This is a genomic window from Gluconacetobacter asukensis, assembly GCF_014174375.1.
GTDB lineage: Bacteria > Pseudomonadota > Alphaproteobacteria > Acetobacterales > Acetobacteraceae > Gluconacetobacter > Gluconacetobacter asukensis.
In genome coordinates, this window is record NZ_JABEQE010000001.1 from 108,244 (window position 1) to 123,473 (window position 15,230).

General features: G+C 62.4%; 13 protein-coding genes and 1 tRNA gene. 8 read left to right on the top strand and 6 right to left on the bottom strand.

Translation table 11 applies throughout. The features are described 5' to 3' along the window. The first annotated feature begins 25 nt into the window (after positions 1 to 25). Complete coding sequence (locus tag HLH35_RS00485) at positions 26 to 1,270, top strand: NupC/NupG family nucleoside CNT transporter (RefSeq protein WP_182977294.1); 1,245 nt, start codon at positions 26 to 28, stop codon at positions 1,268 to 1,270. Positions 1,271 to 1,303: 33 nt separating this feature from the next. Then, on the top strand, positions 1,304 to 2,035 hold the full coding sequence (locus HLH35_RS00490; RefSeq protein WP_182977295.1) for a class I SAM-dependent methyltransferase: 732 nt from the start codon (positions 1,304 to 1,306) through the stop codon (positions 2,033 to 2,035). Positions 2,036 to 2,068: 33 nt separating this feature from the next. Here HLH35_RS00490 and HLH35_RS00495 read toward each other — a convergent pair whose 3' ends face one another. The 5 genes from HLH35_RS00495 to HLH35_RS00515 form a co-directional block, all read right to left on the bottom strand. Beyond that, positions 2,069 to 2,476, bottom strand: coding sequence for a hypothetical protein (locus HLH35_RS00495; RefSeq protein WP_246384772.1), 408 nt, complete (start codon positions 2,474 to 2,476; stop codon positions 2,069 to 2,071). A gap of 377 nt (positions 2,477 to 2,853) precedes the next feature. Continuing rightward, positions 2,854 to 3,804, bottom strand: a complete 951-nt coding sequence (locus tag HLH35_RS00500; RefSeq protein ID WP_182977296.1) for a metallophosphoesterase family protein — start codon at positions 3,802 to 3,804, stop codon at positions 2,854 to 2,856. Between the two features lie 54 nt (positions 3,805 to 3,858). Next, on the bottom strand, positions 3,859 to 6,285 hold the full coding sequence (locus tag HLH35_RS00505) for an alkaline phosphatase family protein (protein ID WP_220790477.1): 2,427 nt from the start codon (positions 6,283 to 6,285) through the stop codon (positions 3,859 to 3,861). Between the two features lie 243 nt (positions 6,286 to 6,528). After that, positions 6,529 to 6,996, bottom strand: a complete 468-nt coding sequence (locus HLH35_RS00510) for a porin family protein (protein WP_182977297.1) — start codon at positions 6,994 to 6,996, stop codon at positions 6,529 to 6,531. A 96-nt stretch (positions 6,997 to 7,092) separates the two neighbouring features. Continuing rightward, positions 7,093 to 9,390: a TonB-dependent receptor plug domain-containing protein gene (locus tag HLH35_RS00515; RefSeq protein ID WP_246384773.1), complete on the bottom strand. Its 2,298-nt coding sequence runs from the start codon at positions 9,388 to 9,390 to the stop codon at positions 7,093 to 7,095. 290 nt (positions 9,391 to 9,680) lie between these two features. On the opposite strand from HLH35_RS00515, the gene HLH35_RS00520 reads away from it, so the two are divergent. Together HLH35_RS00520 and HLH35_RS00525 are read left to right on the top strand one after the other, a co-directional pair. Beyond that, positions 9,681 to 10,307: a sigma-70 family RNA polymerase sigma factor gene (locus tag HLH35_RS00520; RefSeq protein WP_182977299.1), complete on the top strand. Its 627-nt coding sequence runs from the start codon at positions 9,681 to 9,683 to the stop codon at positions 10,305 to 10,307. 72 nt (positions 10,308 to 10,379) lie between these two features. Further along, positions 10,380 to 11,315, top strand: a complete 936-nt coding sequence (locus HLH35_RS00525) for a FecR/PupR family sigma factor regulator (RefSeq protein WP_182977300.1) — start codon at positions 10,380 to 10,382, stop codon at positions 11,313 to 11,315. A 412-nt stretch (positions 11,316 to 11,727) separates the two neighbouring features. On the opposite strand, the gene HLH35_RS00530 is transcribed toward HLH35_RS00525, so the two are convergent. Next, a tRNA-Ser gene (locus tag HLH35_RS00530) sits at positions 11,728 to 11,817 on the bottom strand. Between the two features lie 280 nt (positions 11,818 to 12,097). Between HLH35_RS00530 and rplU the strand changes: the two genes are divergently transcribed. The 4 genes from rplU (at position 12,098) to proB (ending at position 15,053) form a co-directional block, all read left to right on the top strand. Continuing rightward, positions 12,098 to 12,412, top strand: a complete 315-nt coding sequence (gene rplU / locus HLH35_RS00535; RefSeq protein WP_114727576.1) for a 50S ribosomal protein L21 — start codon at positions 12,098 to 12,100, stop codon at positions 12,410 to 12,412. A gap of 69 nt (positions 12,413 to 12,481) precedes the next feature. Further along, positions 12,482 to 12,751 carry a 50S ribosomal protein L27 gene (gene rpmA / locus HLH35_RS00540; protein ID WP_114727575.1) on the top strand — a complete coding sequence of 90 codons (270 nt, stop codon included), beginning with the start codon at positions 12,482 to 12,484 and terminating at the stop codon, positions 12,749 to 12,751. Between the two features lie 122 nt (positions 12,752 to 12,873). Further along, positions 12,874 to 13,926 carry a GTPase ObgE gene (obgE, locus tag HLH35_RS00545; protein WP_182967145.1) on the top strand — a complete coding sequence of 351 codons (1,053 nt, stop codon included), beginning with the start codon at positions 12,874 to 12,876 and terminating at the stop codon, positions 13,924 to 13,926. Next, entirely contained in the window at positions 13,905 to 15,053 is a 1,149-nt protein-coding gene (gene proB / locus HLH35_RS00550) for a glutamate 5-kinase (RefSeq protein ID WP_182977301.1), read from the top strand. The genes obgE and proB overlap by 22 nt, the downstream gene beginning before the upstream one ends. Positions 15,054 to 15,230: the final 177 nt, after the last annotated feature.

Sequence of the window (15,230 nt, forward strand, 5' to 3'; positions counted from 1 at the left end):
GACAGGTTCAGGAGGGCCGCCGCCCATGCCGTCTCATCTGCGCCCGCTCCTGGGTATCGCGGCGCTGCTGGCCATCGGCGTGCTCTGCTCGGCCAATCGGCGCCAGATCCGTCCGCGCGTGGTGCTGCCCGCATTGGCCTGCCAGGTGCTGGCGGGGCTGCTGATGCTGGGCGTCGCCCAGGGGCGCGATGCCCTGGCCGCCGTCGCACGGGGCGTCTCCTGGATCATTTCCTTCGGCCATGCCGGGATCGATTTCGTGTTCGGGGCGCTGGCGGGGCCGGACCTGGCGCGGGTGGTACCGTCGGCCGCCTTCATCTTCGCCCTGCATGTCCTGCCCCAGATCATCTATCTCAGCGCGCTGATCTCGGTCCTGTATCACTACAAGGTCATGCAGTTGATCGCCCGCATGCTGGGCGGCCTGCTGACGCGGACGATCGGCGTCAGCTCGGTGGAGGGGTTTTCCGCCGTCATGGCCATGTTCCTGGGCCAGACCGAGGTGCCGATCGCCATCCGCCCCTACCTGGCCGGCCTCAGCCAGGCCGAGCTGTTTTCGGCCCTCAGCAGCGGCACCGCCTCCATTTCCATGTCCATGCTCGGAGCCTATGCCGGGCTGGGCGTCCCGATGGACGATCTGCTGGCCGCCTCCTTCATGGCGATACCGGGCGGCCTGCTCTACGCCAAGATCCTGATGCCCGCATCGCAGGTCCACCAGCACATCCCGCCGGCGGGAGAACAGGACGAAATCCGCTCGGCAAACCTGTTCGACGCGCTGGCGGTGGGCGCCGCCAACGGGCTCAAGGTCGCCCTGTCGGTCACGGCGATGCTGATCGCCTTCATCAGCGCCATCGCCCTGCTGAACGCCCTGCTCGGCCAGTTCGGGCAGCAGATCGGCCTGTCCGGCCTCAGCCTCAGCGGGGCCATCGGCTTCCTGCTGAAACCGCTGGTCTGGCTTCTAGGCACACCGTGGGACCAATGCCAGGCATTGGCAGGCATCATCGGCACCAAGATCGTGGTCAACGAATTCGTGGCCTATGGCAGCCTCTCGCCCCTCATCCACGCCCACGCGCTGGACGCGCGCGTGCTGGCCATCGCATCCTTCGCGGTGTGCCGGTTCGCCAACCTCTCCTCCATCGGCATCCTGATCGGCGCCTTCGGCAGCCAGTGCCCCGAGCGCAGGCAGGATGTCGCGATCCTGGGCGGACGGGCAGTGCTGGCCGGCACGCTCTCCAACCTGACGAGTGCCGCCATCGCCGGGCTCGTCATGTCCTGAAAGCCCCCGCCTCCCAGCCCGGAGATGACGAACATGGCCCAGAATATCTACGACAATCCCGCTTTCTTCGCAGGCTACAGCCAGCTTCCCCGGCAGGTGCACGGGCTGGCCGGCGCGCCCGAATGGCCCGCCATCCGCAGCATGCTGCCGGACGTCACGGGCAAGCGCGTGGCCGATCTGGGCTGCGGCTTCGGCTGGGCCGCGCGCTGGTTCCGCGAACAGGGCGCGTCCTCAGTCCTCGGCTTCGACCTCTCGCAGAACATGATCGCCCGTGCCCGCACCGATACGGACGATCCCGCCATCACATACCAGATCGCCGACCTGGAAACGCTGGACCTGCCCACGGCCGCATGCGAACTCGTCTACAGCGCCCTGGCCTTCCACTATGTGCGCGACTTCGGGCGGCTGATCCGCATGATCCACGCGGCACTGGTCCCAGCGGGCGAACTGGTCTTCACCATCGAACACCCGATCTTCATGGCGGCGGCCCACCCGCACTGGGTGCTGGACGAGGACGGCCGCAAGACCTGGCCCGTCAACGGCTACGCGACCGAGGGCGAACGCCGCACCGACTGGTTCGCCAAAGGCGTCCTGAAATATCACCGCCGGCTGGCCACCACGCTCAACACCCTGACCGACACAGGCTTCACCCTGCGCCGGATCGACGAATTCGCACCGACACAGGAACAGATCGCACAGATGCCGACCCTGGCGGAGGAAATCGAACGGCCCATGATGCTGCTGGTGTCAGCGACCCGAACATGACCCGACCATGATCCTGCCCCGACGCAAGGCCGATCACCCGGCCGTCGGTCCGCTCAACGATCCATCGACGCGGCCGCCTGTCGGCGCCGCCGGCTCGTTCACCGTGATGGTGGCTTCATTGGCAAAGGCGATGACATCCGCCGGCCGGTCCTTGTTCTCCTGCTCGGTCCGGGCAATGCCGGCGGTGAAGGCACGCAATTGCGCCAGTTCCTCGCGCACATCGTTCAGGATCTCGACGAGCGCCGTATGGTCCTCGATCGCCCGCTGGTCGGTGCCACGCGCAATGACCGCATTGCCGACCATCAGCGCGGGCAGCGCGACGAGCTGAATGCAGTTGCTGATATACAGCAGCGGCCCCTGCCACGACGCATGGAGCACCGGCAGCAACGAAAAGACCGTGAACATATAAACACACCAGATACTACCGAACATCACCGTCATCTTGACGGCCAGCCGATCGTTGAACGTGTCGATCCATCGCGGAGCACTGGGCGGCCGATCCGCCCGATGGCGATCGCGGTAGAACCAGTTGAGCGGCTTCCAAGCATGGGGCGGCTTCAGGGGCATGTCCATCGTCCTCTATACAACCGGCGGCCCACCGGCACGCCGATCGTTCCCAGCCATTCCCACACAGTCAACTGCCAGCGCCCCACTTGCGGCGACTACCAGCCCCTCAATGCGCGCAGCCCGGAATGGGGCCGGGCCTCTGGGCGGGAAACCGCACTGCACCAGCCGGGTGGGATACCCCGCTCCGCAGGGGTGTGGACCTGTCCTGCGCGCGGATTCATGTGACGTGATCGGAGAGGGGGCGCCCGGCGTCATGTGTCGTGTGGATCGATACTTTTGAAACCATAAGTCTCGTAACGCGTGCTTACGCGGCCATTGGCCACATCGACGACCAGAAAGCCTTCCCGGGTGCCCAAACGTGTGCCATGCCACCAATTGCCGCTTACCGCGCCACCGGTAATATAGGGCACGCCGTGCCAGTCGACCCGTTCGAGCACATGCGTGTGTCCCTGCAGCACCGCGATGACATTCACAGTGTCGAACAGGTCGAGGATCTCGCCCGAATTGACGACCCGCAAGGATTGATGGCGTGGCGGAATCTCTGGTGCAGGCAGATACACATCCAGTGCGGTGACGAGAGGAATGTGAACGGATACGACGACCGGCATGCCAGCGGGAATGGTCGCAAGATCATGACGAAGCCAATCTATCTGTTCCGCGTCGATCCGACCTTCATATGCGCGGTCGCCGGTGATCCCAATCGAATCCAGGACGACGAAATGCACGCCCTTATGGTCGAATGAGTAATGCAGAGAACCGAAACAGTCCTGAAAATACTTCTTTCCGTATAGTACATCTTTTGGCGATACGCCACTTTTTGTATAGATGCCCAGGCAATCGTGATTGCCGATCGTATGATGAACCGGAAGACCTAGATCCAGTTCGGTCTTCAGGTAAAGTTTCATCAGATCCATTGCACGCGGACGACCTACGCCGAGCGCGTCGAAGACATGATCGCCACCCTGCATGACGAAATCGGCCGGAATCATATGCGCATGCCGGAAGCAGTCGTGACAACCGCGCGCTGCCGCCAGTTCAGGCTGGATATGCGCATCGGTGATGAACAGGAACGTGAACGGTTCATGGGGTAACAGCGGAGGACGGTCAGGAACCGCCCCCAGGGAACGCGGCGGTCGTGACAGGCTGGCAAGGCCAGTCATCCCGGCGAGCTTCATAAGCTGTCGCCGATCAAGATCCATCATGCAGGTGCCTTTCGTGCGAAACGTCTCGGGTCAACGGGCAATGCGGGTTCGCCCCTAATCATCGCCGTCGATATCGGCGATATCGACGATCGGCCGAAAGCGATGCGCCGGCAGGGGCATGACGGAATCCATGCCTCTGATATCTTTCCAGATCACTTCGCTCAGGGCATGCATGGGGGCCTTGTCGAGACCGGAAAAATCCATCCGAAGGCTCTGTCCCGCGCCATAGGCATGGGCGGTGTTGATCGCGTTCACATCGACTCTCGGTGCGATAACCGTAAAAGGCGTCGGGTCGCTGTCGACGCCGAAGGCCGCATACATCGGCATGGCCGCGGCATCATACTGGCTCATCGGCGGCAGGCCCAGCAGCAGCTCCATGGACCGGATCATGGAGCTGGTGGTATAGAGCGTGCTGTCGACGCGACTGCGCCGCGTATAGGGGCTGATGACCAAACCCATCGTGCGGCGCGCGTCGATATGGTCGGGACCGCCACCCGGATCGTCCTCGATGATGAAGATCGCCGTCTGTGGCCAGTATGGGCTGTGACTGACCGCATCCACAACCTGCCCGATCGCGTAGTCGCTGTTGGCGACCATGGCAATGGGGGTATTGGCACCCGGCCGCGTCCCCATCGTGTGGTCCTCGGGCATGCTCATGATCACGAAATTGGGCAGACGTTGTTCCGGATCCGGACTGCGATAGTTTCTGTCATAGACATGGAGATCGCGGATGAAAATTCGGGCCCGGTCGGTATCCCGGTCCGGGAACCAGTTGAAATAGTCGCGAGCGACATGGCCCTTCAGATTTTCCGCCCCCGGAGCAGCCTCCATCACGGTCGGTCCCGTACTGACGCGGGTGGCGAATTCGCCGTAGGAACGATATGTCAGTCCCTTTTTCCTGGCCAGGTCCCAGATATGCCCAGCCGAAGGGACCATCGCCTTGACGTTGTAATCGCCCACACTGTAGCCGCCATAGAGCGGTGGCCATTGTTTTTCATTGAAGTCGGTCGCATAGGCTGAATCGGACCAGGAATGGCCATCGACGCTGACCTCGCCGTCGCAATAGAGATTGTCGAAAATCATGTAAGTACTGGCCAGCCTGTGCTGGTTCGGCGTCACATCCCAGCCGAACAATGTCAGGCTGGGGTCCCCGTCCGCCTGACGCAGATCGCCGAACAGATTATCGTAACTATGATTTTCCTTGATAATATAAATGACATGCTGGATCGGCGACGGCGCGCCTACCCGCTGGGGCAGGATGCTGGGTTCGCGCGGAGGGCGTGCCTCGGACAGCAGGGAGTCACGATAGGGCGTATTCTCCACGACCTGCCGCGTCCAGGCAGGCAGCCGGCGTTTCAGGTCGGTCAGGGACAGCGAGGCGATGGTACTCAGTTGCAGCGCCATCGTGCTGGTCTGTTTCTCCAACTCATCCATCCTCGCGCCGTCGCGTAACGGGCTGAAGGAACCGTAGGGATTGGGACCGCGTCCGCGTTCGCCTTTCGCGTCGGCGATGTAGAGGACGCGTCCGTTATCGCCCAGGGCCAGCGCGGACGGGTACCAGCCGGTCGGAATGAAGCCCAGGACAGCACTATTATCCGGACGCGCGATATCGACGACCGCGATCGCGTTGTTCCCAGCATTGGCGATATAGAGCAGATGCCGTTCCCCGTCGATCGCCAGCGCATCGGGCGTGGCCCCTTCCGGCGCCTGGGGCGTCTGCGTGGTCAGGATTCTGTCCATGACCTTCAATGTCCGCCCATCGATCACAAAAACCGAATTGTCATTCGAACAGGCCACGAACAGCCGATCATCCGACGACATGACCATCGCATTGGGATTGGCCCCGACGCGCAGCGTCTGGAGCACGCTGCTGGTCCGGGTATCGATGACGCTGACCGTGCCGTCGGACCAGTTCGAGACAAAGAGCCGCCTTCCGTCCCGGCTGGATACGATCTGATAGGGGGTTATCCCCACCCCGACACGCGCCACGGGCTTTCGGGTCGCCAAGTCGAACGCATAGACGCTGCCCGGCTCATGCCCGGTCGTGCGGTCCACGGCGTAAAGCCGATGACTGGACGCATCTTCGACCATGTCCGACCACCAGGTCCTGGCCGGATCGTCATCCCGGGCGAAATGCATCATCCGGTCAGCATCCAGCCGACCGCCCCGATAATCGAAGACATAGATCGATGCCTGGTGGTTTCTCCTGTTCTTCGGCCCCGTCGCGTTGCCTCCCGCGACATAGAGCCGCTTGCCGTCGGCCGACCAATGCAGCCCCTGCCCCACGGCAGGCAGCGTGATCGACTGGATTTTCTCCTGTGTCTTCGTGTCGATGACGTCGATGCCTTCCTTCAGCCATCCAGGATGACTGGCGACCATGATCTTTCCATCCGGTGACAGGGAGAGGTTCGAGACCATGTCCGACAATTCGACAAAGGCCGTGCCGGCCGGACTGATCTTCCAGCCATTGGGCAGGAGCATGCCACCGGAAATGGCACCCGGCTTCGGACCATCACCAATGGCCGTCCTCGCCCTGCCGTCGCCATGCCCCATCACGATGGCGGAGGAAATGCAGAACGCGCATAGTGATGCCCTGATGGCAGGCCGACGGGCCGGACGCCCTGCCGCCCTGCATTTTTCGGCAGATGGCGTGCGGTATGACATGACGAGGCAATTCCTTCCTGCGATGCGTTTCGGGAAAGCGAACGGTCGTCCGCAAAGACTTCAATCGAAGATCACATGGAAATAGGCGCCCCGACCGTAGTACTGGTACTGGTTGATAAAGCTGACATGGCCTTCATACCCGTAAGTATTATATGGCTGCTGGTCGGCGACATTCATCAGTTCGTATTTGAACATCAGATGCGGAATAACCCGGTGCCAGAAGGCCAGGTTCATCGTGAAGAGCGAGCCGAATCCGTAATACAGGCCCGGCGTGGCGCCGAAACTCGTGACATAGCCGCCAGAATAATTAGCCGTTACGCGAAGACCGCCATCTATCTGGGGAATCTTCCATGTCACCGCGCCATTTGCCAGGACGGTCGGCTGGTTGATCAGACTGTGGGTGGTGGCCATCTGCGTCCCGAACATGTACTGCATGCTGCCGTTCATCCACGTCGCATTGGCGGACAGGTCGAAAACCTGATGCAGGAAGCGGATATTTCGCTCCGTCGCACTGAATTCCAGCCCCATGATCGTCGATCCGTTGGCATTTTCTGGCCGATTGACCGTATAAAGCTGGTTGTTGATAGTTTGGAATGAACTAAGAGTATAGATATCGTCTTTAATCTATTTGTCAAAAAACGCCAGGCTGACAAATCCGTTATTGTTGTTGAAATATTTATCGACTGAAATGTCGAAATTCTTGGCTCGACGCGGTCGCAGGTTGGGATTGCCCATCGAGATCGAGCAGTCGGTGATGCTGCCCGGCGTGCTGGTGTTCCCGCAGCTGATATATTCGGCGGCGGCCAGCTGGCTTGGGTTGGGGCGGCCCACCGTCATGCTGAAGGATGCATGAAGATTGACCGCGTAGGGAAAGTGATGGATGACATCGACGGACGGTAGCGGATTGAGATACCCGCCATGCGTGACCGTCGTCGCTCCCGTCAGCATGCTGTTGCTGATCTGCGGCGTCCAACCGGTATAATTCACCGCGTCCGTCCTGACGCCGGCGATGATCACCGTACGCGGCAGACGATAGCGCAGCGAGACATAGCCATCATACAGATCTTCCTGATAGGCATAATCCGACGTGCCGGAATAATATGCCGTCTGCGCGGCATTGAGGGGCAGAGTCGAGAACGGAAAACCGGACACGTTAATGACCGGCAGGGGTTTCGCGAAACCGACCAGCGTGTAGTCAGGATGCAGGAAGTATTTCGGGTCCAGAACCTGCCCTGTATTGAACATGTCCTCGCTGGCATTGCGGGAGATCGACATTTCACGCCATTCGAATCCGGCCGCCACGCCGAAGCCGCGATCGCTCTTTCCGGTGTTCCACGAATAATCCAGCCGCGCGGTCGGCAGCTTCTCAATCGCGCGTTCCGCGTAAATGTCAGCGGAGTCGATCTTGAAGACGGCGTTGTTCCAGAAGCCGGGCTGATCATAACCGGTGATATAGGTCATATTATTATTCGGACCACCGCCGCCATAGGTCAGGGACTGATTGGTCGGGTAGGTCCGGGCTTCGAGGTAGCGTTCGCCATTGGCATAGGTCTCCCATGTGTAGCCAGCCTTCAGCGACAGCAGTGATTGCCTGCTGCGCCACTCCAGATGGCCGAGTACACCATAGCTGTCGCGCTGCCACGTATCACCGGTGCGTTGGCTGAGATACACACTGCCGATCTTCTCGCGTCCGCCGGCTCCCGTCTGATTAGTCACGCTGTTGGTGTACATCGTGTCGTAAGAGCCGGTATTGCCCTCACCACGGCGATAGGCCCATCCCATGACGGAGGCTTGCAGGTTGCTTCTGGTGGGCCTCCACTCGAATCGACCCGAACCGCCGACATTGGTGATTGCATCGGAATAGTCGGCACTTTGAAATCTGCTCGGCGTCAAAAGGCCATTCCAGCCAGGCAGGGTAGGTGAATTGATGACTTGCCCGGCGGTATTATAATATTGCGAATAGCCAAAGGTCTTGCTGGAGTTTCTAACCCGATACTGATAGCGACCCGACAGCACGAAGCCGAATTCGTTGTTCTTGCCGAACTGGTCCGAGATGATTCCCTTGACGCCCTGGCCCCAGTGCGGTGTGCCGCCTTTGGCGCCATCCTTGCCCGCGATGCCCGCCAGGGTGGAATAGATCGCGTCCGCATCGATGAATTTATAGAATCCCTTATGGTCGTAGGCACTCATTGGAATCAGGTCCACGACGCCGCCGATGGCGCCGGCATCCTGCTCTGCCGTGAACGATTTATAGATATCCGTCCGCGCCGTCATGTCGCTCGGGATGTTCTGCAAGTTCACACGTCGTGCCCCAGTTCCGTTTTCTCCCACGGTTGCCAGTGCGATACCGTCGATACTGGTATGATTAAGGTCAGGAGAAATACCGCGCAGGCTGACATAACGCGGCTCGTCGCCGTCGGTAATCGCCGTGACGCCAGGCAAAAGGACCAGGGATTGCGCGATGGACGATGCACCGCCCAGCGTCTGGATGGGGTCGTAGGCAATACTGTCCACCACGACGTCAGACGCCCTTTTATGCGAGAGAGCGTTGTGATAGCCGATCGCGAAGACGTCCTCCGTTCCCTTGACTTTCTGTACAACGGTCTCTCTTTTCGGAGATTTCCTGACAATAACGACGAATTTTCCGTCGAATCGTTCTATGGACAAGGGATTACCCTGCATCATCATGCGAAGGGCCGCCTGGTCGTCCATGCTCCCCCGCACGGCGTGAAACCTCAGGCCTTCGACATCGGCGCCCTTTGCCAGAACGCCGATTCCGCATTGCTTCTGCCACCTGGACAGGGCATCCGGCGCGTTTTCGGCCGGAATGTCGAACTGATGCGTTGCCGCCCTGGCCGCATCTGAAAAATAGAGGCTTGTCCCCAAAAGAATTGCGGAAAAAGGACAAATGAACCGACGCATCACGCTCGAACCTCAGGGTTGGTGAAAAGCACAGCTAAGACGAGCGGCGATGTCGTTTTTCCCTCCCTCGATGACCATAATTATTGTGAAAATTATATGACGGAAATATTGAGGATAATTTCTGTCTCGACGAGTTCGCCTCTAAAGCATGGAAAAGACTTTGTTTCATGAGGGCGACTTTTAACAGAACGCGGCGGCGGCCGATCGTCAGCGGCCCGTGCCTGGCTTTAAGGGCGGAAGCGAGGCGTGATACGTAGCCACCGAGATCTGGCAGGGGATGCCGCAAGGCCGTGGAAGAAACCAGCAGGACAGAACACGGGGAGAGGCCTTCGAAGCCTCTCGATGAGTCCCGACTGGCATGGATCATTGACCATGTGTTGCCGCATGAGCGTGAGGTGAGGCAGTGGCTCAGGCGGTTCACGCTGGTCGATCCCGACGACGTCATCCAGGAATGTTATGCCCGTCTTTGCGCGGGGCCGGAGCGAGAAATCCTGAACGGGAGGGCGCTTTTCTTTCGCTGCGCCCATAATCTGGTCATCGAGGAGGCGCGCAAGGCGAACGTCCGCTATGTTGGCCAGGCCCTCGCATTCGATGACGGGCGCGAGCCCATGACCCAGCTTACCCCGGAAAGGCATGCCGCATCGCGACAGGAGATGGCGCGTATCAGGGGACGCGTGCTGAGTCTGCCGAAGGAATATCGCGACGCTTTTCTGCTGCGTAAGATCTATTGCATGACCTACAATCAGATCGCGAAAAAACTCGGCATCACAAGACGCACGGTCGAGCGCCGCGTTCTGCGCGGGCTCAAGCTGATTTCGGATGATCTTGAAATCACAACGATGTCAGTGTCGTCCGAAGAAATGGCGGGAGATGATACGTTCGATCATGTACGGAAACCCGAGAAGATAAAGAAATAGCGACCGATATATGATGGACTTCTATATGCGGGGCAGGAAAATGACACATATGATGCATCTCCCGGAGATCGCGTGACAGCTGCCGTGCGGAAGATCGGAACACAGCGCGCGAGACAGGCGGAAGAATGGATTATCCGCCAGGACGGCGAGCCGTTGCCCGCAGCCGATTCCGCGCGTTTGGACGCCTGGCTGGAGGAAGACAGCCGCAATTTTGGCGCATATGTACGGGCTGCCGCGCTTTACCGCGCGCTGGACTATGCCGCCGCGCCGCAGAGCATGCCGGTCAATGCGCGGTCTCCTGTCTCGCGGCGAATGGCGATCGCCGGGGCCGCCGCCGCGTGCGGGGCCCTCTTCGTCACGAAGCGCGTGCCGCCGGACCCGCTCTTTTTTGTGCGCCATGCCCATGAAGCGCCCCGGCGCTATGCGTGGCAGGGGAATGTTCTTATCCTCGACGCGCTGTCGGACATGGATGTACCCCAGAGTTCCAGGGGGACCCTCCAAGTGTTGAGCGGCCGTATCGGGGTGGAAGGAACGGGAAGCGGGTGCCGCCTGTCCGCCGGCGGTTTCAACGTGCAGACACGTCATGCGGATTTCGATCTGTCGGTACATCGCGACGGGATTGAACTGGTGAATTATGGCGGAGACGTCCGGGTGTCCTCCCATGGCTCCGTCATGCGCCTGGACGCACCAGCCGTTTACCGGTTGTCGCTGCCTGCCGAAGGCACGCCGGCCGTCGCCCGCCATGACAGCATGAAGGATGCCGAATCCCTGACCAGGCGGGCCTGGCGCGGCGGGCAGATCGTGCTACGAAACACGTCCCTTGTCGCTGCTGCGTCGCAGTTTATGAAATATTCGCCGATCGTCATTTCCATCGACAATCCCGTTCTTGCCGACCAGCTTGTGACTGGCCGCTTCAGCCTGCTTCAACCCTACGATTTCGCTCGCGCTGTGCAGAAACTGTTTCGGTGCGGCCTTCAGGCGACGAAGGACCGGATTGTCCTGACGTGACCGAAGGCTGCGTGTGGCAAATCGCCACATATCGGCTGTTGCGGATGCGCGTCTACCTGTCGAACGGCGATACGCCCCGTCGATTCAACGACTACACGCAGACAATTGCGCCGTCATCCACTATACGGAGTGCCTGCCCCCGGCCGGGATCGGGCCGACGCCATGCTCGACAACGCCGGTCACAAGGCGCCCAGCCCGGCCATGATCCGACGGTTTTCGCAGGCCATACGCGAGCGCACCCGGCTCGAAGGGGGCGGCTATCGGCGGGATCACCTGCGCGCTGGCGCAACGTGTCGAAGTTGCCGACTGCGAGATTCGCATCATGGAATCAAAGACCGACCTGCTGAGCGCGCGTTCTACTGTCCCAGGAAGGAAATCGGCGCCTATTGGCATGCCCAGAGACGAACTGAAATGGCGGAGAGGGTGGGATTCGAACCCACGGTACGCTTGCACGCACAACGGTTTTCGAGACCGCCCCGATCGACCGCTCCGGCACCTCTCCGTCTTCGCTAGCGGCGATGGATCGGGCTTATAGGGTGGCGCGGCAGGGCGTGCAAGAGACCTTGATGCGTTTTTCCGACATAATATTCCCCCCTCTCCCGCCCAGCCCATCAATCGGCGGTTGACGGCGCGCGGCAGCCGGCAGTAAAAGCCGCACCTCGCCCCCGCGCTGACGAGGGGTAGCCGTGTCCGCACGGCCAATAAAAAAAAGCGACTGGGTCGCGTCGCCTGTCCCGCCACGGGGCCGCACGCGCCAAGAGATCGGAAAGACAGGTTAGAACATGTTTGCAGTCATTCGTACCGGCGGAAAGCAGTATCGCGTTTCCCCCAACACCGTCCTGAAGGTCGAGAAGCTGGAAGCCGAAGCCGGCTCCACCATCACCTTCACCGACGTCCTCGCCGTCGGCGGCGAGAGCGGCACGACGATCGGCGCCCCGCTGGTCCCCGGCGCCACCGTGACCGCCACGGTCATCGCGCAGGATCGTCTGGACACGGTCATCATCTTCAAGAAGCGCCGCCGGCAGAACAGCCGCCGCAAGAACGGCCATCGCCAGCCCGTCACCGTGCTGCGCATCGCCGAGATCAACGCCGCCTGAACCCGTCAGGCGGCCTAACAGCGCCGCCGACAGGCTTATCAGGTCAGTTCAGAGTCAGGAGTTCAGGCAATGGCACAAAAAAAGGCAGGCGGTTCATCCCGCAACGGGCGCGATAGCGCCGGACGTCGTCTCGGCGTCAAGAAGTTCGGCGGCGAGAGCGTGATCGCCGGCAACATCATCCTCCGTCAGCGCGGCACCAAGATGAAGCCGGGCACCAATGTCGGCCTCGGCCGCGACCACACGATCTTCGCACTGGTCGATGGCCACGTGAAGTTCGAGCGCCGCGCCGAAGGCCGCGTGCACGTGTCGGTCGAGGCGCTGCCGATCGCGGCCGAGTAAGCACCCCGCTTCTCGGGACCGTTTTCGACCCGCGAAGGGCCGGTCCTCGGGACCGGCCCTTTTTGCGTCATGGCGGGGTATTATCTCCAGCCAGGACCACAAGCTGCCACCGGACCAGTACGATGAAATTCCTCGACCAAGCCAAGATCTACGTAAAGTCCGGTGACGGCGGCGACGGCGTCGTGGCCTTCCGGCGCGAGAAATACATCGAATTCGGCGGTCCGGACGGCGGCAAGGGCGGGCGCGGCGGCGACATCGTGTTCGTCGCCGCGAGCAACCTGAACACACTGATCGATTTCCGCTACACCCAGCATTTCCGCGCCCGCAAGGGCGGCAACGGCGCAGGCTCGGACCGTACGGGTGCTGCCGCCCCCCCGGTCGTGATCCAGGTGCCGATCGGCACCCAGATCTTCGATGAAGACCGCGAGACGATGCTCGCCGACCTCGACGAACCCGGCAAGCGCATCGTGCTGTGCCATGGCGGCGATGGCGGCCACGGCAACGCGCATTACAAGACCAGCACCAACCGCGCCCCCCGCCGCGCCGACAAGGGCTGGCCGGGCGAGGAACGCTGGATCTGGCTGCGCCTGAAGCTGATCGCCGATGTCGGGCTGGTCGGCCTGCCGAACGCCGGCAAATCCACCTTCCTCTCCGTCGTCTCGGCCGCACGGCCCAAGATCGCGGACTATCCCTTCACCACCCTGCATCCGCAGCTCGGCGTCGTCCGCCTGTCGGTGTCCGAGGAATTCGTCATCGCCGACATCCCCGGCCTGATCGCCGGCGCGCATGAGGGCGCGGGCCTGGGCGACCGCTTCCTGGGCCATGTCGAGCGTTGCGCGGTGCTGCTGCACCTGATCGACGGCGCCGCCGGCGACGTGGTCAAGGCATGGCGCACCATCCGCCACGAGCTGGAAGCCTACGATCCCGGCCTGGCCGCCAAGCCCGAGATCATCGCGCTCAACAAGATCGACGCCATGACCCCGCAGCAGATTTCCAGCCGCCGCCGCGCGCTGGAAAAGGCCAGCGGCGCCAGGGTCGTCACCCTATCCGGCGTCACCCGCCAAGGGCTGGACGACGTGCTGCGCCTGCTGCAGGACGAGGTCACCGCGATTCGCGAGGCCGAACGCAACGAGGCTCCGCCGGCCGCCACCCAATGGCCCGAGCCCACGCCGTGACCGGCGCGGAACTGCCCAGCCTGGCCACGGCCCGCCGCGTGGTCGTCAAGATCGGCAGCGCGCTGGTGGTGGATTCGCACAACGCCGCCCCGCGCACCGACTGGCTGGACAGCGTGGCGCAGGACGTCGCGGCGTTACGCGGCGCGGGCATCGAGGTCATCCTCGTCTCCTCCGGCGCCATCGCGCTGGCACGCCACAGCCTGGGCCTCACCCGTCGCACCCTGCGGCTGGAGGAAAAACAGGCCGCCGCCTCGGTCGGGCAGATCCGCCTGGCCCAGGCCTGGACCGACGCGCTATCCGCGCACGGGCTGGTCGCCGCACAATTGCTGCTGACCCCCGGCGACACCGAAGACCGGCGCCGCTACCTCAACGCCCGCGCCACGCTCGACACGCTGCTGGGCCTGGGCTGCGTCCCCGTGATCAACGAAAACGACGCCATCGCCACCACCGAGATCCGCTTCGGCGACAATGACCGCCTGGCGGCACGGGTGGCGGAAATGACCGGCGCCGACCAGCTCGTGCTGCTGTCGGATATCGATGGGCTGTATACGGCCGACCCCAGAATCGACCCCACCGCCCGCCACCTGCCCGTCATCGCCACCCTGACGGCGGATATCGAGGCCATGGGCGGCGCGCCTCCGCCCGGCTATTCCTCCGGCGGCATGCGCACCAAGCTGATGGCAGCCCGCATCGCCACCCAGGCCGGCTGCGCCATGGCGATCACGCTGGGCAAGGACCCGCACCCGCTGGCGCGCCTGCGCGACGGGGCGCGCTGCTCGTGGTTCCTGCCGCTGCCCGACGGGCGGTCGGCCCGCAAGCGCTGGATCGCCGGCGGCCTCGCGCCGGCCGGCCAACTGGCCATCGACGACGGCGCCCGGCAGGCCCTGGCGGCTGGGTCGTCCCTGCTGCCGGCCGGCGTGCGCGCGGTCCACGGCACGTTCGAACGCGGCGACCTGGTCCTGGTCACCGACCTGGACGGCAACGAAATCGCCCGCGGCCTGTCAGCCTACGGCGCAACCGACGCCCGCCAGATCGCCGGCCACCGCTCGGACGATATCGAGGCCCTGCTGGGCTGGCGCGGACGCGACGAAATCATCCACCGCGACGACCTCGTCCTCACAGCCTGAGCGGAAATGCGCGCTGGTGGCGATCCGACGCGCGTTTCCTGTGCTCCGATGCTCACTTCCATCAAGGCCGCTCCGCTTCGGTGCTCGGAAACACACGCCGTCCGCGCCGCTTCGCGGCGCTTTCGCTCACCAGCCCACATTTCCGCCCAGGCTGTGGCGGCCTAACGGGAATGGCCG